This window comes from Deefgea rivuli DSM 18356 (genome assembly GCF_000620145.1).
Lineage (GTDB): Bacteria > Pseudomonadota > Gammaproteobacteria > Burkholderiales > Chitinibacteraceae > Deefgea > Deefgea rivuli.
Genome location: NZ_JHVM01000003.1, coordinates 230,955 through 253,909 on the forward strand (window position 1 = coordinate 230,955; position 22,955 = coordinate 253,909).

Here is a 22,955-nt window from a genome sequence, read left to right on the forward strand (position 1 = left end):
GCAGACGCGGATTCATACGCATGGAAGCGGAACAGCTTAATCAGATTGAAAACCAACTCAAAGAGTTGGGCGCACGCGCGGACGAGCTCAAGCGCTACTTGGACTACCCTGGTAAAGTGGATCGACTCGAAGAAGTCGTTCGTCTTTCCGAAGCGCCAGAAACTTGGAACGACCAAAAGAAGGCCCAAGAAGTCGGTCGTGAACGCAAAGCACTGGAGGACATCGTTCTCGTGCTGGATCGCGTTTCTGACGGAGTAACTGACTCGCTTGAGCTATTTGAAATGGCCAAAGCAGAAGGCGATTACGGCACTGCCGAAGTCATCGCCGAAGATTACATTGCACTCGAAGCCGAAGTGGCCAAGCTAGAATTCCGCCGGATGTTTAATAATCCGATGGATCCAATGCCGTGCTTTATCGACATTCAATCGGGCGCTGGCGGTACTGAGGCACAAGATTGGGCTGGCATGTTGCTGCGCATGTACGTACGTTATGGCGAACGCAAAGGCTTTACCGTTGAAGTAATGGAACAATCGGATGGCGACATCGTCGGCATCAGCCAAGCAACGATCAAGCTGACTGGCGATTACGCCTACGGTTTCTTGCGCACCGAAACTGGCGTACATCGCTTAGTTCGTTGTTCTCCGTACGACTCCAACAATCGCCGCCACACGTCATTCGCTTCGGTATTTGTTTACCCTGAAGTCGATGATAGTTTCGAGATCGACATCAACCCATCCGATGTGCGTACCGATACTTACCGTGCCTCGGGCGCGGGTGGTCAGCATATTAATAAAACCGATTCTGCGGTTCGTTTAACGCACATCCCGACCAATACCGTCGTGCAATGCCAAAACGATAGATCACAACACAAAAACCGTGATGAAGCGTGGAAAATGCTGCGTGCTAAATTGTACGAGTTGGAATTGCGTAAACGCATGGAAGCTCAACAATCGCTCGAAGCGACCAAATCGGATATCGGCTGGGGGCATCAAATTCGCTCTTACGTGTTCGATCAAAGCCGAATCAAAGATTTACGCACCAGTTTTGAAGTCGGCAATATCAAAGGCGTCATGGATGGCGACTTGGATAACTTTATTGCGGCCAGCTTGAAACAAGGCGTTTAATTAATTCTTCAAACAGGGGGCGATGATTCGTCCCCTGAAATCATTTAGATGTAATGAGTGGAAAAATCATGAGCGAAAATCAAGCTGGTCAAGCAACTGAAGTTGCAGAAGCACCCATCGATGAAAATCAAATTATTCTTGAACGCCGCGCCAAGCTCGCTGCGATTCGCGCCAAAGGCATTGCCTTTCCAAATGATTTCAAACGCGAACATCTGTCTGGCCCGCTGCACGAACAATACGATGCCGTAGAAAAAGCGGAGCTCGAAGCCCAAGCCATCAGCGTTTCAGTTGCTGGCCGCATGATGCTTAAACGCGTGATGGGTAAAGCCAGTTTCGCGACGATCCAAGACGCCGATGGCCGTATTCAGTTTTACATCAGCAAAGAAAGCGTTGGCGAAGCGGTTTACGACGATTTCAAAACGTGGGACATGGGTGACATCGTAGCTGCGCGCGGCACTTTGATGAAAACCAAAACGAATGAATTGTCGATCCATGTAACCGAGCTGCGTTTACTGACCAAATCGCTACGTCCATTGCCAGACAAACATCACGGCATGGCCGATCAAGAGCAAATTTATCGCCAGCGTCATTTGGATTTGATTACCAATGACACAAGCCGCGGCACGTTTATCAAGCGCTCAAAAATCATTCAACGTCTGCGCGAATTCATGGTCGGTGAAAATTACCTTGAAGTTGAAACGCCGATGATGCACTCGATTCCAGGCGGTGCAACGGCCAAACCATTCGTGACGCATCACAATGCGCTCGACATGCCGTTATACCTACGCATTGCGCCTGAACTGTATTTGAAACGCCTTGTTGTTGGCGGTTTGGAACGCGTATTTGAAATTAACCGTTCATTCCGCAACGAAGGCATGAGCACGCGTCACAATCCAGAATTCACGATGATCGAATTCTACGAAGCGTACGCCGACTACCAACGCATGATGGATATGTCCGAAGGCATTATCCGCGCCTGCGCGATTGAAGCGACTGGCTCTGCAACCGTGGAATATCAAGGTAAAACGGTTGATCTATCACAGCCATTTGCGCGCTTTACGATTGCCGATTCAATCAAGCATTACAATCCAGAATACACTGACGCACAACTCAATGACGCTGACTTCCTGAAAGCTGAAATCGCCCGCCTTGGTGGCAAGCCAGTCTTGACCAGTGGCATTGGTGGCTTGCAATTGAGTTTGTTTGAAGAAAATACTGAGGCCAAACTGTGGGAACCGACTTTCATCGTTGATTACCCTGCCGAAGTGTCACCACTGGCGCGCGCATCGGATACGCAAGCGGGCTTGACTGAGCGTTTCGAGCTATTTATCGTTGGCCGTGAACACGCCAATGGTTACTCAGAATTGAACGATCCAGAAGATCAAGCCGCTCGTTTCCAAGCGCAAGTAGATTTAAAAGCCAAAGGCGACGATGAAGCAATGCATTACGACGCCGATTATGTTCGCGCGCTTGAGCACGGCATGGCACCGACTGGCGGCTGCGGCATTGGTATTGATCGCTTGGTGATGCTTTTGACTGATTCACCAAGTATTCGTGACGTGATTTTGTTCCCGCAAATGCGCCGCGAAGACTAATGCAGGCATATCCATCCAAGCCATATTAATTAATGGTCACATGGATATACCCAAATAAAAAAACCGGCTCTTGCCGGTTTTTTCATTTGCCAAAATATGAATTACTTCGCTAATGCGGCATCCTGCTCTGCCACAGCATCTTTCAACGCTTTAGCGGGTGTAAATTTCAATACACGCTTGGCGGGGATTTGTACGGCTTCACCAGTCCGTGGATTGCGACCAACGCGCGCATCGCGTGATTTCAACGCAATTTTCGCCACATTAGGCAAAACCACTTCGCCACCACCACTCACCGTGGCCACGATCACTTCAGACAAAGTCTCTAATGTGGCCGCAATGGCTTTTTTCGAAACTTCAGGATGATCGATCGCTACTAAATTATGCACGATCGAAATCAATTCGGTTTTATTCATCAAAAGAACCTTTGCATTGGCTGCTAGGCAAATATAGAACGCACATTATGCCGCAGCCTAGCGAAATAAGCTAAGTAGTCACATACAAGCCAATAGAAAGTTACAGTCCCGATACTGCCAAAAGCTCATCTGATTGATTGCTGGGCACTTCCTTAAAGTCATCTCCATTCAATTTACAAAAGCTCACCTTGCTTTGCACATAGAAAAGCATTTATGCCAACAGCACTATTACCTCGCTTTTAAAAAATAAAACAAGGAAAATGGCGGTACTTATTGAGAGATTACATGACCCAAATTCGTACCCAGCCGATTAGCCAACTCAGCTTTATCGCTTTATTATTTCCATTCGCCTTAGTTCTCTTTGAATTTGCCACTTACATTTCCAACGATATGATTTTGCCGGCGATGCCGACGATTGTGCATTTATTTAATGTCGATCCAAGTCATATTCCGTCGGCCATGTCTTTATGCCTGCTTGGCGGCGCTAGTTTACAGTGGCTACTTGGGCCATTATCAGATCGAATTGGCCGAAAACCAGTAATGCTGGCGGGTGTGCTGCTCTTTATCGTCGCCTGCATCGGCATTGTGTTTGCCAAATCGTATTCTTGGTTTTTATTCGGCCGTTTTGTACAAGGTACTGGCATGTGCTTTATCGGCGCAGTCGGTTATGCCGCCATTCAGGAAAGTTTTGCTGAAGCCACGGCGATCCGCGTCACAGCGTTGATGGCGAATGTGGCACTCATTGCCCCGCTGATCGGCCCATTGGCTGGCGCCATGATTCTGCAATTCACTGACTGGGAATGGATATTTATCATTGTGGCAGGCATTGCGATGGTGTCGTTTGTTGGCTTATGGCGCTTTATGCCTGAAACCTCGCCGAAAATCACTTCGCCATTGAGACTCAGCAGTTTACGTACCGACTATATGGCAGTGTTACGCAATCGCCGCTTTGTTGCAGGTGCGATTTCAATTGGCTTCACGTCCATGCCACTACTGGCATGGATCGCCCTAGCGCCAGTGATTTTAATGCAGGACGCAGGCCTTTCCACCATCGATTATGGCTATTGGCAAATTCCGGTCTTTGCTGGCCTAATACTGGGCAATATTATTCTTGCCAAAGTGGTGGGCAGCTTTCCAATTTATCGCATTATCACATTGGGATCGATCCCCTTTATGCTCGGATTCGCCCTTAGCCTCTACCTTATTCGCGCACCCGATGCGTGGCAGTGGCTGATTGTGTCACTTTCGATTAGCGCCATCGGGATTGGGATTATCAATGCCGCCCAATTCAGGCTGGCACTTTTTGCTAGCGATCAAAGCAAAGGCACCGTTTCAGCGGCGCTCGGCATTATCATTATGATTATTTTCTCGGCCGGTATCGAAATTGCCAAAATTAGCCATGAAATCGCAGGTAATGCCGGATTTGTGCTCGTTTGTATTGCCGCCGCTGCGATTGCAATTAGCGCTCGCCGTCGATTTTTGCGTGGCCAATTTGGCGAAGAAGCGCAATAACACCAACAATCGCGAACCAACATGAGCGCTCAAAGCAACGAAAAGCAACAGCACTTTATCGCCGCGAATCAACTGCCGCAGCGCTGGCAAGGCCGTGATTCATTCGCCATTTTTGCTAGTGACTTTGGCGATGGCTCGGCATTTTTAAACACTTGGCAGCTCTGGCAGCAAGATACACAACGCAGTCAGCGGTTGCATTACCTCGTATTTACCAATCCTTCCGATCTCAGTTCAATGAGCGAGGTGAGCGGCTCGCTGCAATTATTGCGCGATGAATTGCTGGCGCAATGGCCGGCGGCCACCAGCGGCTTTCATCGGCTTTATTTGCAGCGCGGCCAAGTGATGCTGACGCTGATTTTTGGCGACATGGATAAAATGCTGACTGAGGTCACGGGCCCGATCGATGCGTTTTATCTTAATGATGCAACGGACTGGACCACATCGCAGTGCAAGCAACTTTGGCGGCTCTGCAAAACGGACAGCATGCTGGTCAGCCACAACACCACACTTGCACCACAGCTAGATGCAGCGGGATTTAGCAGCACGCTATTTACCCAAGACAATACATCTTATTTAATTGCACATTGCCAACGCCCGCCCAAAACAACCATCGCCAAACCAAAGACCCAACACGCAATCATCCTGGGGGCGGGCATGGCGGGTTGCGCCGTTGCAGCCAGTCTTACCAGTCGCAACTGGAAAATCACGTTGATCGACGCGCAAGCGAGCATCGCCAGTCAAGCGTCAGGCAATCATATTGGTCTTTGCCATCCCGTCTTTAGCTTGGATGATAATTTTCAAGCTAGGCTCTCAAGAGCCGGCTTCGCGGTAACCCAGCAAAAACTCGATGCACTGCTTGCGGCGCAACAAGCAGTGCACTTTGCCCGTGATGGACATTTTCAAATCGCCAAAGATGCCGCCGCAGCGCAATTAATGCAGGCGATTTTAGCTGCACAAACACATCCCAATTCGCTAGTGCAATGGCTTAGCAGCGCAGAGTGCCTGCGCGCTCTCGATATAAATTGTGAGTTCGGCGGCTATTGGTTCCCGCAAGGAATGTGGGCGAACCCTGCCAGCTTATGCAATGGGTATATTAATGCAGGCATTGAAAATATTAGCCTACAATTAAATACCTATATTAAATCTATTCAATATGCTGACCAGCTCTGGCACCTATACGACGCTGATAATCACCTTATCACCCGTAGCGAAACACTTATTTTGGCCAATGCCACTGATGCGCGGCGCTTACTTCCCAGCCTTGAATCCGCGCTCAGCGCCAGCCTGCGTAGTGTCACTAAATTGGCTTCTGCACAGCTCAACACCACCCTTCACAGTATTTCTGGCTTAACTTATTTAACCGCCGAATTTGCTGGCTGGCGCTGTGCGGGCGCCAGCCTCGTCAACGCAGCAGATCCCGCTAGCGCCGAGCAGAATAACTTAAACGATTTAGCCAAACTACTTGGCCAAAACGCCATTAGCCCCTCCTTGCATACTGAAACACGGCTGTGCTTTCGCCCTAATTCTTCGGATCGCCTACCTCTGGTCGGCGCGATACCCAACACATCCGACATCCAACATGCGGTGCATCAGTTATTTCATATTCCAAGAGTCACAGGGCTATATGGTGTACTGGGCTTTGGTTCGCGTGGATTAACTTGGCATGCACTGGCCGCTGAAGTGCTAGCCTGTCAGCTCAATGCCGAACCGCAAGGCATTGAGCGCAGCCTGCTAGCTGCAATCGACCCTGCCCGCTTTGCTTTACGCGTGCTCAGAAAAAAGACTTCGGCCCCTGTGCAGTAAAACGATGCAGATGTCTTATTTTTAGAGCATAACAGTGACAGAAAAATGGTAAGTGAATGATGAAATACAATACAGTTTGCATCTAATACAGAAAATCTGCTTTGCGTATAGTCGGTATATCGCGTAAACCTGCAGAGAGCACAAGATGCAAACCTATCAACTCAATACCGCAGAAGTTCATTCATTGGCGGCCAAACAAAGTTGGATTCGCTGCGACTCAGGACAAGTTTGGCTTAGTCACGATGGCGAAGATATCGTATTGGAGTGCGGGCAAAAATGCTTTATTAGTGGCCGCGACAAGGTGGTTGTCGAAGCGTTACAAAATAGCCGCTATAGTCTGGCCAAAGATTTCATGGCCGCGACAGCTCAAGATCGCCCTATGGCATTGGGCGCGGCAGCGACCGCCTAAGTCAACAGCATGACAAGCAGGCGAGCCACCCGCCGTCCTTTGGCTGCGCCGTATGTCCCGACGACGTCCGTTTAAATACCGAATTGGAACAACCGTTAATCGGTGAATTTCGACGCTAAGCGCGGCCAAGGTTGCAGTTCAGTAATCGCTCTGCCGATATTTAAGCAAACGGCAGGCCGATTGCGTTTCATTCGAAATGCCAGCCCGTCAAGGGAGGGCATCATGTTCCGAAAATCCCTAATCACTGCAATTGCGACTGGATTACTTTTACCCAGTATCGCCAATGCAGAAATCATCGACGATTTACTCAATATTAACGATATCCTCGGCAATCTATGCGGCCAACGCATGACCGTGCTTTGGGTGGACGAAACCGAGCAAATCGGCCCCTGCTTACTGACCTACTCCGTAGGCTGCGTCGAAGTACAAACAGCAGGCTCACAAAGCTGCAGCAACGCAGCAGAAACGGCCAAGCCAGAAGCCGAGCCCATGCAGGTCACCACAATTACGGCAAATTAAGCACTACCGATGCGCTGCTTTGCTTAAGTAGTGTGCCAATTGCCCAAGCCGTTCGATGGCTTTTTCGTGTCGAACTGTCCAAGGCTCACCACAGCAAATTCGCAAGCAATTGTGGTAACTTCGGCTGGGCGAAAACATCATGCCAGGCGTAAAACTAATCCCTTCTGCCAATGCAAGCTGCAAGAGTTGCAAAGTTTCAATCCGTGTATTGAGCTCTAGCCACAACACATAACCGCCCTGCGGCACCGTCAAGCGCGTATCAGCAGGAAAAAAGCGCTGAATCGCATCGACCGCATCATTCACCTGCTCTGCGCAATTTTTTCTCAAACGACGCAAATGATGATCATAGCCGCCGCTTTCTAAGAAATTCGCAATCGTTCGCTGCAAGACCAAGGACGTTGAATAAGTATTGATGAATTTCAGCTGCTCGATTTCTTTTTGCCAACGACCACCGAGCACCCAACCAATTCGAAATGCGGGCGCTAATAATTTGGTAAACGATGCAATCAACATGACATTGCCCGTTTGATCGTAAGCTTTGGCTGGGCGTGGACGGTCGCCTTGATAATAAAATTCGCCGTAAATATCATCTTCGATCAGGGGGATATTGCGCTGATCCAGCAACTCGACCAGTCGCCGTTTATTCTCATCAGGCATCAAACTGCCGCACGGATTCGAGTAATTAGGCAATAAAACGCAAGCTTTAATGTCGCCATTTCGCGATGCAAGCTCCAGCGCCTCAATTGAAATTCCCGTTTTGGGATGCGTGGGCAGCTCTAGCGCTTTGAGTTTAAAGCTTTCTAAAATCTGCAACAGGCCAAAATACGCTGGCGATTCAATCGCCACCACATCGCCCGGCTTGGTTACCGCACGCAAACACAAATTCAAACCTTCAATCGCACCATGCGTAATCAGTACGTCATCGGCTTCAACCTGCGCACCCCACGTCAACGCGCGTCGAGCGATTTGTCGCCGCAATTCTAAATCACCATGCGACTCGCCATAATCGGCAATGATATCGGGATCATTACGCGTAACCTGCGACAAGATGCGTTGAATTTGCTGATTCGGAAATAATTTGGGCGACAAAATCGCCAAGCCAAAATCTACTTTCACTTCATTAATACGGGATAAAGCGCTCGGAGTGAGTAAAGGATCAATCACGACATGCGAAGGGCGTTGCGGCGGCTTAGTCAGCTCAGGCGCAGCAAGATGGCGAATCGCACGCACATAAAAACCAGATTGTGGCCTTGCTTCAACCAAACCGCGATCTTCTAGTTCGCGATACGCTTCCATAATCGTCGACAAACTGAGTTGACGCTCTGACGACAATTTGCGAATAGACGGTAGCTTTTCACCGGAACGCAAAATGCCAGCCTGAATCGCTAGCGCTAGCTCTTCAGCTAATTGGTAATACAGCGTGTCTGATTTTTTACGGTGATGCTCAGTGGTGATTAGCTCGCTCATTGCTTGCGCCCCTTGTTTACTGATCCAAGGGAATACTATAACTGAGTGCCAATCAAAAAAACAGATCAATAAAAACTAAATAAATCCCAAGCTGTACCGTATCAATTTGCAGTTGGTTTTTTAACCTCAGCAATTGTACTGGCAGCGATGGTGGGCGTACTAGCCGCTAAAGGCGCACGGTCTAAGACCTGAAAAAAGACTTCTTCTTGGCGTATCATGCCCAATTCATTTCTAGCACGCTCTTCAATTGCATCCGTACCGGTTTTTAAATCCCGCACTTCGGCTTCTAAAGCATCATTGCGTTCTTTTAATTTTAGATTTGCAGCACGATGCTCAGTGAGTTGCGTATCCAACTGCCAAACTCGCAACCAACTTCCCTTCCCCACCCACAGCGGCCACTGCAATGCGACGATCACAATCGCAAAAAAAATCGCAAGAATTCGCATACCCATCCAAATATAAAATAAAACCGGAGCAAGCTCCGGTTTTAGATCTTACTACAGAGGTTTACTACGTCGCATGCAAGACGAAAACAGCAACGTAGAAAACAACATTAGCCTTTCAATTGATAGAAGGCATCGATACCTGGGTAGTGCGCTGCATCACCCAATTCTTCTTCAATACGCAAGATTTGGTTGTACTTCGCAATACGATCAGAACGGCTCAATGAACCTGTTTTGATTTGCATGCAGTTGGTTGCCACAGCCAAATCAGCAATGGTGCTGTCTTCGGTTTCGCCTGAACGATGGCTCATTACCGAGGTGTAACCACTGCGTTTAGCCAATTCAACCGCAGCCAAAGTCTCAGTCAAAGAACCGATTTGGTTTACTTTGATCAAAATTGAGTTACAAATGCCGCGCTTGATGCCTTCAGCCAAAATTTTGGTGTTGGTTACAAACAAATCATCGCCGACGATTTGGACGCGTTTGCCCAAACGATCCGTCAAGATTTTCCAACCGTCCCAATCGCGCTCGCCCATACCATCTTCAATCGAAATGATTGGGTATTTATTCACCAAGCTTTCAAGGTAATCAACCATTTCTACTGAGTTGAAAACACGGCCACCTGATTTTTTGAATACGTAGTTGCCAGTGGCTTTGTCAAAGAATTCAGACGCAGCGCAATCCAGAGCGATACGGAAATCAGTACCGGCTTTGTAACCGGCTTTTTCGATCGCAGCCATAATCAAGTCCAGTGCTTCTTCTGGGCCTGCTACATCCGGCGCGAAACCACCTTCGTCACCCACTTGAGTTGGCATGCCTTTGTCGTGCATGATTTTTTTCAAGTTGTGGAATACTTCAGCGCCGTAACGCAATGCTTCACGGAATGTTGGCGCGCCAACAGGAACAATCATCAACTCTTGGAAATCCAAGCTATTTGATGCATGCTCGCCGCCGTTGATGACGTTCATCATTGGCACTGGCAGAGCCATCGGGCCTGAGCCACCGATGTAACGATACAAAGGCAAACCAGCTTCTTCAGCTGCGGCTTTGGCAACCGCCATTGAAACCGCCAAAATCGCATTCGCACCGAGTTTTGATTTATCTTCAGTACCATCTAAATCCAGCATGGTTTGATCGATAAATGATTGATCCGCAGCATCAAGACCAATGATCGCTTCACAGATTTCTGTATTGATGTTTTCTACGGCTTTCAAAACGCCTTTGCCGAGGTAACGTGCTTTGTCACCATCACGCAGCTCAAGTGCTTCACGCTCGCCAGTTGATGCGCCAGACGGCACAGCCGCACGGCCCATTACACCTGATTCTAAAAGTACATCTGCTTCTACAGTTGGATTGCCACGTGAATCTAAAATTTCACGTGCGATCACTTCAACGATTGCGCTCATCGGTTCTATACCCCTTAAAACGGTTGAATTAGTACTGCGATAAAATTAAGTAGTAAAGCAAAAGTTTTTTTGCTGCGTTGTATCGCCTTGCCATAAAAACTTTTACACAACAATTATTACAAGGAATGCTCAATAAACGAGTGTGCCTTAACTGCACGGTCGATGTCTTTGAGAACGGTCAGCAATTCTTTCATTCGTGCGATCGGCATCACATTTGGACCATCCGACATCGCAACGGCCGGATTTGGATGCGTTTCCATAAACACACCCGCCACACCAGAAGCAATCGCTGCACGCGCCAAGACTGGAACGAATTCACGTTGACCGCCCGATTTGTCGCCTAAGCCGCCAGGTTGCTGCACTGAATGCGTCGCATCAAACACCACAGGGCAATTCGTTTCGCGCATGATGGCCAAGCCACGCATGTCGCTGACTAATGTGTTGTAGCCAAACGATGTGCCACGGTCACAGACCATAATATTGTCGACGCCACCATTGGCTTCTTTGGCTTTCTCAACGACGTTCTTCATATCCCAAGGCGCCATAAACTGGCCCTTTTTGATATTCACTGGTTTACCCGTCGCACAGACTGCATGGATAAAGTCAGTTTGCCGCGCCAAAAACGCTGGCGTTTGCAGCACATCAACCACTTGCGCCGCAATCGCCGCTTCGGCTTCGGTGTGAATATCGGTGAGCACCGGAATACCTAGCTGGCGCTGCACTTCACTCAAAATACGCAAGCCTTCATCAATACCAAGCCCGCGAAATGATTTGCCGGACGAGCGATTGGCCTTATCAAAACTCGATTTATAAATAAACGGAATATTGAGTTCAGTCGTCAGCTCTTTCAAATAGCCAGCGGTGTCAATCGCAAGTTGCTCGCTTTCAATGACGCAAGGGCCTGCAATGAGGAAAAACGGCTGATCAATACCAACATCAAAACCACATAACTTCACAGAATTCCCCTTTGACGTATATGAATGCATATCTTGCTAGGTATGGGCTAGGAGCCCATACCTAGCAAATTACTATTTTAGCAGCTCAAACCTTCACGACCGTTTTCTTTAGCATAGCTAATCGCTTCTTGAATATAAGAGATAAACAAAGGATGCCCATCACGTGGTGTCGATGTAAATTCCGGATGGAATTGGCATGCAAAGAACCAGCGATGTTCAGGCAGCTCAATCGTTTCAACCAATTGCTCTGCACCTTTTGACTTACCACTGATTTTCAAACCAGCCGCCTGCAAACGATCCAGATAGTAATTATTTACTTCATAGCGATGGCGATGGCGCTCAGTGGCCGAATCACCGCCGTAGATTTTTGCCGCCAATGAGCCAGGCTCTAGACTGCACTCTTGTGCGCCAAGACGCATCGTGCCGCCCATATCGGAATTTTCATCGCGCGTTTCAACTTTGCCATCATGATTGACCCATTCATCAATCAAGGCAACGACTGGATATTCAGTATCCAAATCAAATTCAGTTGAGTTCGCACCAGGCATGCCAGCCATAGTACGTGCATATTCGATCAGCGCAATTTGCATGCCCAAACAAATACCCATGTAAGGAATATTGTTTTCACGTGCAAAACGCACGGCTACGATTTTACCTTCAACGCCGCGCTTACCAAAACCACCCGGCACCAAAATCGCATCCATATTGCGCAAGCATTCAGCGCCTTCGGTTTCAAGCGATTCTGAATCGACAAAGTGAATTTTCACTTCTGATCGCGTGTGAATGCCGGCGTGACGCAGCGCTTCGATCAATGATTTGTACGATTCGGTTAAATCAACGTACTTGCCGACCATCGCGATATTGACAGTTTGCTGTGGATTTTCTGACGCCTCAACAATCTTATCCCACACCGACAAATCAGCTTTTGGCAAATCAAGGCCGAATTGCTTGAGAATAATATCGTCGATACCTTGCTCAGACAAAGTGCGTGGAATCTTATAAATTGAATCTAAATCTGGGCAAGAAATAACCGCTTTCTCGCTCACATTAGTAAACAACGCAATTTTACGACGCTCATCATCTGGCACCACGCGGTCGCCACGACAAATCAACACATCGGGCATAATGCCGATTTGGCGCAATTCTTTTACGCTATGCTGAGTCGGTTTGGTTTTGATTTCACCAGCAGCAGCCAAATAAGGCACGTAAGAAAGGTGTACGAAACAGGTGCGATCACGCCCTAGCAACACACCCATTTGGCGAATTGCTTCTAGGAACGGTAAAGATTCGATGTCACCGACCGTACCACCGACTTCGATCACAGCAATATCTGCATCACCGCCACCCAAACCAATAAAATGACGAATCTCATCGGTAATGTGCGGAATCACTTGCACAGTTTTGCCGAGATATTCACCACGACGCTCTTTCTTAATCACAGAGTCGTAGATTTGGCCGGTTGTGAAGTTATTACACTTCTTCATTTTGGCGGTAATGAAACGCTCGTAATGACCCAAATCAAGGTCAGTTTCTGCACCATCTTCGGTCACAAAAACTTCGCCGTGTTGCATTGGGCTCATCGTGCCTGGATCCACATTAATATATGGATCAAGCTTCATCATGGTTACTTTAAGGCCGCGTGATTCTAAAATCGACGCGAGAGACGCGGCGGCAATGCCCTTACCTAAAGAAGAGACAACGCCACCGGTAACGAATATGTACTTGGTCATGTTGGTGTGCACAAGTTTGAATCCCCTATTCTACCTGAACAACAGCGCGCCCTCAATTCTGGACAGAAACAAAAAAACCTGCAGCAATGCTTTTATTTGCGTTTTCGACCATAACTCGCCCCCGGCTCATCCCCAGAAGCAGTTAATAAAATCCAATCTAAGCAACGTGTTGGCAAAATTCGCTTCAAATACCAAAATATTTTTGTAGGTGTTGTAACGCGATAACGTGGCTTGGGTCTTTTTGCCTCTAGCGCAGCGACAACGACCTTCAATACGGCAAGAGCAGGCAATGTAAACGGCGCGGCAGCGCCCACTACCGCCAAACGCTGCTGCATCAGAGCATACGACTTAGCATGAAAACTATGCTCAAGCTGAATCCAGCGCAAAAATTGCTGTGCGGCATTGCTACGAAAGCAACTCTCAATTGGGCCTGGTTCAATCAAGCATGCATGAATCTGCGAGCCACACAGCTCTTGTCTTAACGTATCTACAAAGCCCTCCAGCGCAAATTTGCTAGCGTTATAAGCCCCTCGGTACGGCATCGCCGCAAAACCCAGTACCGAGCTATTAAACAAAAGCGTACCGTAGCCTTGCTGGCGCATTGTTGGCAATACCGCATTGCTCAACTCAATCGCACCAAACACATTGGTTTCAAATTGATTGCGCATCGCTTCACGTGACAAATCCTCAACCGCACCCGGCACACCAAATCCGGCGTTATTAAACAAAGCATCAATACGTCCATCCGTTCTACTCAATACCTCAGCAACACACTCGGCGATAGAGCTGGAATCCGACACATCCAGACGTAAGGATTCAAAGCCTTGTTCCGCCAAATTAATTACATCACTTTCTTTTCTCGCCGTTGCAAACACGCGCCAACCCTGCTCACGTAGACCATGCACCACGCACAAACCGATACCAGAAGAGCAACCACTCACCAAAACAATAGGTGAAATCCCTAGATTTTGTCTCTGAATTGTCATTTTTTACCGTTTACAATAACAAGGGCTTACGCCAATATAAAAACACATGCTAGGATTTACGCCACATTAAATTCAATAGCGCTAAGCTGCAATTGATTCAATTATCTCACCTAGGAATAAAAACGCATGGCAAAAGTAGCACTAGTTACAGGCGGAATGGGCGGCATCGGAACGGCAATCTGCCGCAAACTAGCCGATGACGGCTTTCAAGTGGTAACCACGTACTCTAAACCAGGCAAAGAACAAGCTTGGCTCAGCGACAATGCTGCCGCTGGGTACACGTTTCATGCCTATGAATGCGACGTAACTGATTTTGATGCCTGCACGGTTTTGGCAGAAAAGATCAGCAGCGAAGTAGGCAGTGTCGATGTGCTGGTTAATAATGCTGGTATTACACGCGATGCTTCTTTTAAAAAACTGAGCAAAACCGATTGGGACATGGTGATTGGCACTAACCTTAACTCTGTATTCAACATCTCGAAACAATTTGTGGATGGTATGGCTGATCGAGGCTGGGGTCGCGTGATTAATATTTCATCAATCAACGGGCAAAAAGGTCAGTTTGGCCAAACCAACTACTCAGCAGCAAAAGCCGGCATGCACGGCTTTAGCATGGCTTTAGCGCAAGAAGTTGCCAAAAAAGGTGTGACTGTTAATACAGTATCACCTGGCTATATTGCAACAGATATGGTTATGGCAGTACCTGAAGATGTACGTAATAAAATTATTGCGCACATCCCTGTATCACGCCTTGGTAAGCCAGAAGAAATTGCAGGCCTCATTAGCTACCTCGCCTCTGATCTTGCAGGCTTTATGACAGGAGCCAACTTGGCCATTAATGGCGGTCAGCACACCTGCTAAATAACACGAATCAAATCGCACTCAAAAACCGGTCTTTGGCCGGTTTTTTTATGCCCTAGCCACTAATAAAAACAAAACAAATCAAAAATGCTATGTGTACAATTACAAAAACATAAGCGCTCGCAAGCTCCAGCTAAGCTGTTAAACTTTCGCAAAATTTATACCGACCATTCTGTTTTAACATTCACCACTCATATTACCGAGCTAACGCACATTAATTGGAGCGCCCTGCATGCGTAACACCACCACCAAGATTCGCGCAGTTTCAGTCAGCCTGCTCATTTTAGCTTCACTTACCGCATGCCAAAAAGCCCCCGAAAAAAAAGAGCGCCCACCTGCGCCCGTTACAGTTCTTGAAGTCAAACCAAGCAATGTGCCATTAACGAAAGAAATGGTCGGCGAAACGGCAGGTTATCGCGACGTCGATGTACGCGCCCGAGTCAGCGGTATTTTGCTGAAACGCACCTATATCGAAGGCCAAAATGTGCAAGCAGGCCAAATATTATTTGAAATTGATCCAGAGCCTTATAAAGCCGCCCTTGATCAAGCAAAAGGTGTTTTATCGCAAGAAGTCGCCAAACTCGAAAAAGCCCGCGCAGATCGGGATCGAATTGCCCCACTTTACAAAGAAAATGCAGTAAGCCGCAAAGACTTTGACGATGCCAACGCAGCTTACAATGCGGCGATTGCCAGCAATCAAGCAACACAAGCCAGCGTTCGACAAGCCGAGCTCAATCTTGGTTACACCAAGGTCACCGCACCAATTTCAGGCGCAACCAGCAAGCTAGCCCAATCTGAAGGTAGCTTAATTAGCGTTGCGGGCGATTCGGGCAAACTCACTACAATTTCCCAGCTCGACCCTCTGTACGTGAATTTTTCGTATTCAGAGCAAGATAAGCAAGAGCTCGAAGCCGCTCAGCGTGAGGGTGTAATTGATTTAAATGACTCGAGTAAGCTCTCAGCCACCCTTAAATTAGCCGACGGTAGCCATTACTCAGAAATAGGTAAAGTTAACTTTTCAGACAATCGTGTCGACCCCACAACCGGAACTATTCGCGCGCGCGCCATTTTTAACAATGCAAAAAGCGAGCTACTACCCGGCCAGTTTGTTCGTGTCACACTCAATCTAGGCACCCGAAAAAACTCAATCCTTGTTCCTGAGCGAGCTGTAGTGCAATCACAGGCCGATTTTATCGTTTTGACCGTCGACAAAGACAATAAAGTGGTACCAAAGCCTGTAACACTGGGGCCTCGCTACCAAGGACAAGTCATTATTACCAGCGGATTGAACAGTGGCGATAAAGTCATTGTTGAAGGTCAAATGAAAGCCCAACCTGGCTCCGTGGTTAAACCTATCCCTGCTAGCGCTCCAGCTACAGCAAGTAAATAACGGGGAGTCGGCATGTTTTCTAAATTTTTTATTGAGCGCCCCATTTTTGCGAGCGTTATTTCGATCATTATCGTGATTTTAGGTTTGGCAGGGATGAAATCGCTGCCTATTGAGCAATATCCCAGTATTACACCCGCAGTAGTTTCAGTTACTGCGTTTTTTCCAGGAGCAACACCAGAAGTAATTGCACAAACAGTGGCCGCACCGCTTGAGCAACAAATCAACGGCGTTGAGCAAATGCTCTACATTCAATCGGGCTCAGCATCTAACGGCCAGATGACCATGAATGTTTACTTTGCAATCGGCACCGACCCAGACCAAGCCACGATTAACGTGAACAATCGTGTTTCAGCGGCCATGTCGCAGTTGCCAGATGAAGTAAAACGCCAAGGTGTGACCGTCAAGAAAAAATCAACATCGATTTTAAATGTCATTGCAATCAACTCACCCAATGGCCGCTACGACACAACATTTCTTTCTAATTACGCGTTATTAAACATTGTTGACGAAATAAAGCGCATCCCGGGCGTAGGCGATCTAACTATGTTCGGCGGCACCGACTACGCCATGCGTGTTTGGTTGCGCCCAGATCGTCTAGCGCAACTTAGTCTCACGCCCAGTGACGTAATTAATGCGATTCGTGAACAAAATGCCCAGTTTTCTGCCGGTAAAATTGGCGCTCAACCGACCACTGAAGTGATTGACTTCACTTACACCGTCAATGCACAAGGTCGACTCAAATCAGTTGAAGAATTCAATGAAATTATCGTTCGTTCCACACCCGATGGTGCAACCACTCGCCTTAAAGACGTAGCCCGCGTGGAAATTGGGGGTAAAGATTATGATTTAAAAGCAAAAATTAATGGTAAATCAGCGGTTGCGATGGGGATTTACTTACAGCCTGGAGCGAATGCGATTGGTGTTGCTGAAGCCATCAACCAAAAAATGGAAGAGCTTAAAAAACGCTTCCCACAGGACATTGAATACTCAATCCCTTACGACACGACCACATTTGTCAAAATTTCCATCGAAGAGGTCTTGCACACCCTGCTCGAAGCGATTGTTTTAGTGTTTTTGGTTGTGTATTTATTCTTGCAAAACTTTAGGGCCACTTTAATTCCTTGCATTGCAGTTCCTATTTCTTTGATCGGCACTTTTGCAGGGATGATGGCATTTGGCTTTTCGATCAATCTTTTGACCCTATTTGGGCTGGTTCTCGCGATTGGTATCGTGGTCGATGATGCCATCGTGGTACTCGAAAACGTCGAACGCATTATGAGTGAAACCAAGTGCTCGGCCAAAGAAGCATCGATTAAAGCGATGGAAGAAGTGTCTGGCCCTGTGGTTGCCATTGTTCTCGTGCTGTGCGCTGTATTTTTGCCCGTGGCCTTCTTGGGCGGAATGACCGGCGTTATGTATCAGCAATTTGCAATTACGATTGCGATTTCTGTCATCATTTCAGGGATTGTCGCGCTGACGTTAACGCCGGCTTTATGCGCTATTTTATTAAAAGGCGGCCATCAAGAACCCAATCGTTTTTTCAAAGCCTTCAACCGTGGCTTTGACAAACTGACCAATGGCTATGTGGGTGGGGTTGCATTTTTAAACCGCCGAGTCGGCGTTGCATTTATGATCTTTGCCGCCATTCTGGTCGCAATGGTCTTGATGCTTAAGCACGTTCCGAGCGCTCTTGTCCCCGATGAAGATCAGGGCTATTTATTAAGCGCGATCATGCTCCCTGATGCGGCCTCTTTAAATCGCACCGAGGTTACGAGCACCCAATTCGACAAAATGCTAATGGCCAATAAAAACGTTGAAAACGTAGTTTCATTTGTTGGCTTTGATATTTTGTCGGGTGCCGTCATCAGCAATAGTGGGATTTCTTTTGTCACACTCAAAGACTGGAAAGAACGCCAAGGCAAGGGTGATAGCTCTTACGATCTCGCCAATACTTTCCAAGGCATGGCCTTTATGGGCTTGAAAGACGGTTTTGCCGCGACATTCAATCCACCACCGATTAGTGGTATGTCGACCACTGGCGGTATTGAAGCTTATTATCAAAACCGTGGCACTGGCGATATTGCAACCTTCTCTGCTGCGGTCAACGCCTTTGTCGCAGAAGCTAAAAAGCGCCCCGAATTTGCTAGCGTTTCAACAACGTTCCGCGCCAATGTGCCGCAGATATATTTGGATCTTGACCGCGAAAAAGCCAAAGCTTTAGGCGTTAGCGTGAATCAAGTGTTTGATGCTATGTCGGCAACTTTTGGTCAGTTATATGTCAATGACTTCAACCAATTTGGCCGCACTTACCGTGTGCAGCTGCAATCTGAAGCTGATTTCCGTGCGCACCCAGAAGACATTCGCAATGTGTTCGTGCGCTCAGCCCAAGGCACAATGATTCCATTGACCAGCTTGGTTCAGGTGAAATCATCAGTGGGGCCAGAGCTGGTTGAACGCTTTAATGTCTTTCAAGCCGCAAAAATCATGGCAACTCCCGCTATCGGTGTAAGTTCAGGCCAAGCCATTGCAGCACTCGAAGCCGTTGAAGCCGAAATGGCACGCAACGATTACAAGCTCCAATGGACTGGTTCGGCCTACCAAGAAAAAGCAGCTGGTGGCACGGCAGCAATCGCCTTTCTAATGGGGATTGTTATGGTGTTCCTCATCCTAGCGGCGCAGTATGAACGCTGGAGCCTGCCATTTGCAGTCATTACAGCAGTACCATTTGCATTATTTGGAGCACTTTTAGCCGTATTCTTAACGGGGCTGACCAATAACGTGTACTTCCAAGTCGGGCTGATTACCTTGGTCGGCCTTGCTGCGAAAAACGCCATTCTGATTGTCGAATTTGCCATTATGAAATACGAAGAAGGCGCAACCCTCCTTGATGCGGCATTAGAAGCGGCAAGGTTACGTTTCCGCCCCATCGTCATGACTTCACTGGCTTTTATTCTGGGCTGCGTACCCTTAGTCACATCAAGCGGCGCAGGCTCAGGCAGTCGATTTGCTTTGGGTGTTCCCGTTATTGGCGGCATGTTAGCGGCAACCTTTATTGCCATTTTCTTCATCCCACTTTTTTTCCGCTTAATTATGCAAATGTCTGAGAAAAAAGCTGCGAAAAAAGATCCACATGGAGAGAACCATGCTTAAAACCATTCTTTCCCTAAGTATTGGATTGGCCCTATCTGCTTGTGCATTCTCGCCAGACAGCAGCCTACCCGTAACGCAACTTCCGGTCGCCACAAGTAAAGTCAGTGTCAATCCGAACTGGTGGACTCAATTCAATGATCCAACGTTAAACCAACTCATTGCAACAGCATTGGAAAACAACCAAAATCTGGCACTCATCACAGCCAGAGTCGACGAATCTCGCGCCAAGCTTGGCATTGCAGCATCAGCCCAACTGCCTCGAATTGACATAGTCGGCGGCGGTGGGCGCTCAGAGCAATCACGAAATATCACGGGCAGCAATCCCATCGTAAGCAGCGACTACAAACTCGCAGCGCAAGCCTCTTGGGAAATTGACCTTTGGGGGCGTGTTCGTAACTCAACGTTTGCAGCTAAGCAAGATTTAATGGCTGTGGAATACAATCGAGATGCAGCGAGACTCGCGCTCAGCGCAGAAGTAGCACAAAACTATTTTAATCTGCGGGCACTCGACGACCAATTAGACATCACTAAAAACACCATCCAATCACGACTGGAATCTTTTGATCTCCAGCAAAAACGTTACCGTGGTGGCGTTACATCTGAATTGGACGTGAAGCAATCTGAAGTAGAACTGGCGAGTGCACAAAGTAATTTACCCGATTTCACCGAAGCAATCGCTCGCACTGAAAGTGCGCTAAGCGTATTAATCGGCCAGTCACCGAGAGCCATGATGGATGAGGGTATTGCGAGAGGAAAATCGATTCCTGAATTACAAATCGCCGATCCAATTCCAGCCGAATTAAGCTCGGATTTACTACTAAAACGCCCCGATATAGCGCAAGCTGAAGCTAATTTAATGGTGGCGCGTGCGCGAATTCAAGTCGCTCGCGCGGCGTATTTTCCAACCATCTCGCTAACTGGACTACTAGGTATAGAAAGTAAAAATTTGAATAATCTATTTTCTAGCAATTCCAATATTTGGTCGTTCTCTGGTAATTTGGCGATGCCACTATTTAATAGCGGCCTCACCGCAGCACAAGTTGAACAAGCTAAAGCGCAAGAAAAACAAGCGGTTGCACAATACCAGCAAGCGATTCAAATTGCTTTTTCAGAAACGCGCACCAGCTTAATTAGCAACCGAACTGTGACAGAAAAAACGGCCTTTGAACAAAAACAGGTCAATGCACTCAAAGTACAATTGAAATTAGCTAAACTTCGCTATGACAATGGATACTCCAGCTATTTGGAAGTGCTCGATGCACAACGCAGTTTATTTAATACCCAACTTAACTTAGTGAAAGCACAAAGAAATCAAATTAATGCTCGTGTCGAGCTTTATAAGGCGCTGGGCGGTGGATGGGAAAAAGTTGCAAATAATCCACTGAATTAATTAATGTAAATAGCTAGCAACTTTTTTAGCGCCATTCAATTAGTAACCTAGAACACAAAGTTGACGTGTAGAAATGGCAGCCTCACTTGCAAAATAGTGATGACTACGTGTAATATACGTCTTCTTCGCGGGCGTCGTATAATGGTAATACCCTAGCTTCCCAAGCTAGAGCCGTGAGTTCGATTCTCATCGCCCGCTCCAAAATTTTAAAAGCCAAAGTTATTTCTGACTTTGGCTTTTTATTTAGCTGTAAATATTGCAGCGTATTATGTATTTAATACGCGCATAGGCCAATTGGCGAACCCACGAAAAACACAGGGATTAATTTCAACATGAAAATTGCGACTTGGAATGTAAACTCGCTTAAAGTGCGCCTTCCCCAAGTGCTTGAGTGGCTAGCAACACATACTGACATCACCGCACTTTGCCTGCAAGAAACCAAAATGGATGATCCCGTTTTTCCCAAGGCCGAAATTGAAGCGGCAGGGTTTTATGTCGAATTTGCGGGACAAAAAACATACAACGGTGTTGCAATCATTGCCCGTGCACCAATTGAAAATGTGATTATTAACATCCCCAATTTTGAAGACCCACAAAAACGCGTCATTACCGCGACAGTGAATGGCATCCGCCTAATTGGCGCGTACATTCCAAATGGACAATCCTTAGATTCAGATAAATACCCGTATAAACTGGCATGGCTGGCCGCGCTAAAAGAATTTATTGCAGAAGAATTAAAGCAGCACCCTAAATTGGCACTCCTCGGTGATTACAATATTGCACCCGAAGATCGCGATGTGCATGACATTAAAAAATGGATCGGTGGTGTTTTAGTTTCACCAGCAGAGCGCGCCATTTTTGCTGATTTACTCGCGCTTGGTTTAGTCGATAGCTTTAGAATGTTTGAACAAGCAGAAAAAGCTTTTAGCTGGTGGGACTACCGCGGGTTTTCTTTTAAGAAAAATGCTGGCCTGAGAATTGATCATATTCTGCTATCATCAACCCTCGCACCGCAATGTATCGCTTGTGAAATTGACGTTGAGCCACGTAAAAATGAACGGCCATCCGATCACACCCCTGTTATTGCTACTCTCAATTAAGCCCGAAAGGCACTGAAATGGACAAAGCCAAGTTACTTTCCGGTAGCAGTTTATTTTGTGAGCTCAGCCCTAGCGAGCTCGAAACATTAGCCAAACATGCACACATCCGGCACTTTATCAGCAAGCAAATCATTATCGAGCAAGGCAGCCGTGGCGATGAAATGTACGCCGTTATTCATGGCCGACTCAAAGTTACACGTAGCAATAATGATGGCCGCGAAATTAACCTGGCAATTTTGGAGGGCGGGGAAGTTTTTGGCGAACTCGCAATGCTGGATGGTGCACCGCGCAATGCCAGCGTAGAAGCACTGGAAGATGGTGAATTACTGGTTTTGCAACGCAGTACCGTCGATCAATATCTCGCTCATCATCCGCATGTGATGCGCTCGCTGATTACTACTTTGTGCGAACGCTTACGTAGCGCCAATGACTTGGTGCAAGACACACTATTCTTGCCACTACCACAGCGTCTCGCTAAAGTATTGCGTCAACTTGCGCAAAATCATGGCGATATTAACGAAGATGGCGTACGAATTGATCTGAAAATGACGCAACAGGATTTAGCTAATTTCGTCGGCGCATCCCGCGAAAGCGTCAACAAACAACTTAGCCAATGGGAAGAACACGGTTTTTTGAAAATGCGAAGCGGCTACATTCAAATCATTCAAATCATGCAACTACCCGGCTAAATCTCACTCTGG

The 22,955-nt window shown here is 47.4% G+C and carries 20 protein-coding genes and 1 tRNA gene; 13 read left to right on the forward strand and 8 right to left on the reverse strand.

Translation table 11 applies throughout. From position 1 onward, the window contains the following. Positions 1–20: 20 nt before the first annotated feature. Both prfB and lysS read left to right on the forward strand, forming a co-directional pair. Positions 21–1,124, forward strand: coding sequence for a peptide chain release factor 2 (gene prfB, locus Q320_RS0101070; protein ID WP_027467463.1), 1,104 nt, complete (start codon positions 21–23; stop codon positions 1,122–1,124). Positions 1,125–1,192: 68 nt separating this feature from the next. Further along, a complete protein-coding gene (gene lysS, locus Q320_RS0101075; protein WP_027467464.1) occupies positions 1,193–2,719 on the forward strand; it encodes a lysine--tRNA ligase in 1,527 nt (508 codons plus the stop codon). A gap of 101 nt (positions 2,720–2,820) precedes the next feature. On the opposite strand, the gene Q320_RS0101080 is transcribed toward lysS, so the two are convergent. Further along, positions 2,821–3,132 (reverse strand): HU family DNA-binding protein, encoded by a 312-nt coding sequence (locus Q320_RS0101080; protein WP_027467465.1) that lies wholly within the window; start codon positions 3,130–3,132, stop codon positions 2,821–2,823. A gap of 285 nt (positions 3,133–3,417) precedes the next feature. Here Q320_RS0101080 and Q320_RS0101085 point away from each other — a divergent pair, with 285 nt between their 5' ends. The 3 genes from Q320_RS0101085 to Q320_RS0101095 all read left to right on the forward strand — a co-directional run bounded on the left by Q320_RS0101085 (position 3,418) and on the right by Q320_RS0101095 (position 6,856). Then, complete coding sequence (locus Q320_RS0101085; RefSeq protein ID WP_035851615.1) at positions 3,418–4,644, forward strand: MFS transporter; 1,227 nt, start codon at positions 3,418–3,420, stop codon at positions 4,642–4,644. Positions 4,645–4,665: 21 nt separating this feature from the next. After that, positions 4,666–6,447, forward strand: coding sequence for an FAD-dependent 5-carboxymethylaminomethyl-2-thiouridine(34) oxidoreductase MnmC1 (mnmC1, locus tag Q320_RS0101090; protein ID WP_027467467.1), 1,782 nt, complete (start codon positions 4,666–4,668; stop codon positions 6,445–6,447). Between the two features lie 145 nt (positions 6,448–6,592). Then, the gene (locus Q320_RS0101095) at positions 6,593–6,856 is read left to right on the forward strand and encodes a DUF2917 domain-containing protein (protein ID WP_027467468.1); all 264 of its coding nucleotides are present in this window, start codon (positions 6,593–6,595) and stop codon (positions 6,854–6,856) included. Positions 6,857–6,951: 95 nt separating this feature from the next. Here the strand turns inward: Q320_RS0101095 and Q320_RS22075 are convergent, their stop codons facing one another. Further along, positions 6,952–7,080, reverse strand: coding sequence for a hypothetical protein (locus tag Q320_RS22075; RefSeq protein ID WP_281174219.1), 129 nt, complete (start codon positions 7,078–7,080; stop codon positions 6,952–6,954). Here Q320_RS22075 and Q320_RS0101105 point away from each other — a divergent pair. Beyond that, positions 7,079–7,375 carry a hypothetical protein gene (locus Q320_RS0101105; protein ID WP_027467469.1) on the forward strand — a complete coding sequence of 99 codons (297 nt, stop codon included), beginning with the start codon at positions 7,079–7,081 and terminating at the stop codon, positions 7,373–7,375. The genes Q320_RS22075 and Q320_RS0101105 overlap by 2 nt on opposite strands. 3 nt (positions 7,376–7,378) lie before the next feature. On the opposite strand, the gene Q320_RS0101110 is transcribed toward Q320_RS0101105, so the two are convergent. The 6 genes from Q320_RS0101110 to Q320_RS0101135 form a co-directional block, all read right to left on the reverse strand. Then, positions 7,379–8,842: an aminotransferase-like domain-containing protein gene (locus tag Q320_RS0101110; RefSeq protein WP_035851619.1), complete on the reverse strand. Its 1,464-nt coding sequence runs from the start codon at positions 8,840–8,842 to the stop codon at positions 7,379–7,381. 101 nt (positions 8,843–8,943) lie between these two features. Then, positions 8,944–9,288: a cell division protein FtsB gene (gene ftsB, locus Q320_RS0101115; RefSeq protein ID WP_027467471.1), complete on the reverse strand. Its 345-nt coding sequence runs from the start codon at positions 9,286–9,288 to the stop codon at positions 8,944–8,946. A 107-nt stretch (positions 9,289–9,395) separates the two neighbouring features. Next, entirely contained in the window at positions 9,396–10,691 is a 1,296-nt protein-coding gene (gene eno, locus Q320_RS0101120; RefSeq protein ID WP_027467472.1) for a phosphopyruvate hydratase, read from the reverse strand. Positions 10,692–10,807: 116 nt separating this feature from the next. Beyond that, the gene (gene kdsA / locus Q320_RS0101125) at positions 10,808–11,647 is read right to left on the reverse strand and encodes a 3-deoxy-8-phosphooctulonate synthase (protein ID WP_027467473.1); all 840 of its coding nucleotides are present in this window, start codon (positions 11,645–11,647) and stop codon (positions 10,808–10,810) included. A gap of 77 nt (positions 11,648–11,724) precedes the next feature. Beyond that, positions 11,725–13,377: a CTP synthase gene (gene pyrG, locus Q320_RS0101130; RefSeq protein ID WP_027467474.1), complete on the reverse strand. Its 1,653-nt coding sequence runs from the start codon at positions 13,375–13,377 to the stop codon at positions 11,725–11,727. Positions 13,378–13,469: 92 nt separating this feature from the next. Continuing rightward, positions 13,470–14,363, reverse strand: a complete 894-nt coding sequence (locus tag Q320_RS0101135) for an SDR family NAD(P)-dependent oxidoreductase (protein ID WP_051534358.1) — start codon at positions 14,361–14,363, stop codon at positions 13,470–13,472. A gap of 126 nt (positions 14,364–14,489) precedes the next feature. Here Q320_RS0101135 and phbB point away from each other — a divergent pair, with 126 nt between their 5' ends. The 7 genes from phbB to Q320_RS0101170 all read left to right on the forward strand — a co-directional run bounded on the left by phbB (position 14,490) and on the right by Q320_RS0101170 (position 22,943). Beyond that, positions 14,490–15,224 (forward strand): acetoacetyl-CoA reductase, encoded by a 735-nt coding sequence (gene phbB, locus Q320_RS0101140; protein WP_027467476.1) that lies wholly within the window; start codon positions 14,490–14,492, stop codon positions 15,222–15,224. A gap of 232 nt (positions 15,225–15,456) precedes the next feature. Then, complete coding sequence (locus Q320_RS0101145; protein ID WP_051534359.1) at positions 15,457–16,614, forward strand: efflux RND transporter periplasmic adaptor subunit; 1,158 nt, start codon at positions 15,457–15,459, stop codon at positions 16,612–16,614. 12 nt (positions 16,615–16,626) lie between these two features. After that, positions 16,627–19,764: an efflux RND transporter permease subunit gene (locus tag Q320_RS0101150; protein ID WP_027467478.1), complete on the forward strand. Its 3,138-nt coding sequence runs from the start codon at positions 16,627–16,629 to the stop codon at positions 19,762–19,764. Continuing rightward, a complete protein-coding gene (locus tag Q320_RS17930; protein WP_035851623.1) occupies positions 19,757–21,154 on the forward strand; it encodes an efflux transporter outer membrane subunit in 1,398 nt (465 codons plus the stop codon). The genes Q320_RS0101150 and Q320_RS17930 overlap by 8 nt, the downstream gene beginning before the upstream one ends. 127 nt (positions 21,155–21,281) lie before the next feature. Continuing rightward, a tRNA-Gly gene (locus Q320_RS0101160) sits at positions 21,282–21,355 on the forward strand. Positions 21,356–21,486: 131 nt separating this feature from the next. Beyond that, on the forward strand, positions 21,487–22,254 hold the full coding sequence (xth, locus tag Q320_RS0101165) for an exodeoxyribonuclease III (protein ID WP_027467479.1): 768 nt from the start codon (positions 21,487–21,489) through the stop codon (positions 22,252–22,254). A gap of 17 nt (positions 22,255–22,271) precedes the next feature. Then, on the forward strand, positions 22,272–22,943 hold the full coding sequence (locus tag Q320_RS0101170; RefSeq protein ID WP_027467480.1) for a Crp/Fnr family transcriptional regulator: 672 nt from the start codon (positions 22,272–22,274) through the stop codon (positions 22,941–22,943). Positions 22,944–22,955 lie beyond the last annotated feature (12 nt).

What these genes read in the sequence shown, in the direction of transcription:
- prfB (WP_027467463.1), top strand. Translation starts at nt 21, where the DNA reads ATGGAAGCGGAACAGCTTAATCAGATTGAAAACCAACTCAAAGAGTTG.
- lysS (WP_027467464.1), top strand. Translation starts at nt 1,193, where the DNA reads ATGAGCGAAAATCAAGCTGGTCAAGCAACTGAAGTTGCAGAAGCACCC.
- Q320_RS0101080 (WP_027467465.1), bottom strand. Translation starts at nt 3,132, where the DNA reads ATGAATAAAACCGAATTGATTTCGATCGTGCATAATTTAGTAGCGATC.
- Q320_RS0101085 (WP_035851615.1), top strand. Translation starts at nt 3,418, where the DNA reads ATGACCCAAATTCGTACCCAGCCGATTAGCCAACTCAGCTTTATCGCT.
- mnmC1 (WP_027467467.1), top strand. Translation starts at nt 4,666, where the DNA reads ATGAGCGCTCAAAGCAACGAAAAGCAACAGCACTTTATCGCCGCGAAT.
- Q320_RS0101095 (WP_027467468.1), top strand. Translation starts at nt 6,593, where the DNA reads ATGCAAACCTATCAACTCAATACCGCAGAAGTTCATTCATTGGCGGCC.
- Q320_RS0101105 (WP_027467469.1), top strand. Translation starts at nt 7,079, where the DNA reads ATGTTCCGAAAATCCCTAATCACTGCAATTGCGACTGGATTACTTTTA.
- Q320_RS22075 (WP_281174219.1), bottom strand. Translation starts at nt 7,080, where the DNA reads ATGATGCCCTCCCTTGACGGGCTGGCATTTCGAATGAAACGCAATCGG.
- Q320_RS0101110 (WP_035851619.1), bottom strand. Translation starts at nt 8,842, where the DNA reads ATGAGCGAGCTAATCACCACTGAGCATCACCGTAAAAAATCAGACACG.
- ftsB (WP_027467471.1), bottom strand. Translation starts at nt 9,288, where the DNA reads ATGCGAATTCTTGCGATTTTTTTTGCGATTGTGATCGTCGCATTGCAG.
- eno (WP_027467472.1), bottom strand. Translation starts at nt 10,691, where the DNA reads ATGAGCGCAATCGTTGAAGTGATCGCACGTGAAATTTTAGATTCACGT.
- pyrG (WP_027467474.1), bottom strand. Translation starts at nt 13,377, where the DNA reads ATGACCAAGTACATATTCGTTACCGGTGGCGTTGTCTCTTCTTTAGGT.
- Q320_RS0101135 (WP_051534358.1), bottom strand. Translation starts at nt 14,363, where the DNA reads ATGACAATTCAGAGACAAAATCTAGGGATTTCACCTATTGTTTTGGTG.
- phbB (WP_027467476.1), top strand. Translation starts at nt 14,490, where the DNA reads ATGGCAAAAGTAGCACTAGTTACAGGCGGAATGGGCGGCATCGGAACG.
- Q320_RS0101145 (WP_051534359.1), top strand. Translation starts at nt 15,457, where the DNA reads ATGCGTAACACCACCACCAAGATTCGCGCAGTTTCAGTCAGCCTGCTC.
- Q320_RS0101150 (WP_027467478.1), top strand. Translation starts at nt 16,627, where the DNA reads ATGTTTTCTAAATTTTTTATTGAGCGCCCCATTTTTGCGAGCGTTATT.
- Q320_RS17930 (WP_035851623.1), top strand. Translation starts at nt 19,757, where the DNA reads ATGCTTAAAACCATTCTTTCCCTAAGTATTGGATTGGCCCTATCTGCT.
- xth (WP_027467479.1), top strand. Translation starts at nt 21,487, where the DNA reads ATGAAAATTGCGACTTGGAATGTAAACTCGCTTAAAGTGCGCCTTCCC.
- Q320_RS0101170 (WP_027467480.1), top strand. Translation starts at nt 22,272, where the DNA reads ATGGACAAAGCCAAGTTACTTTCCGGTAGCAGTTTATTTTGTGAGCTC.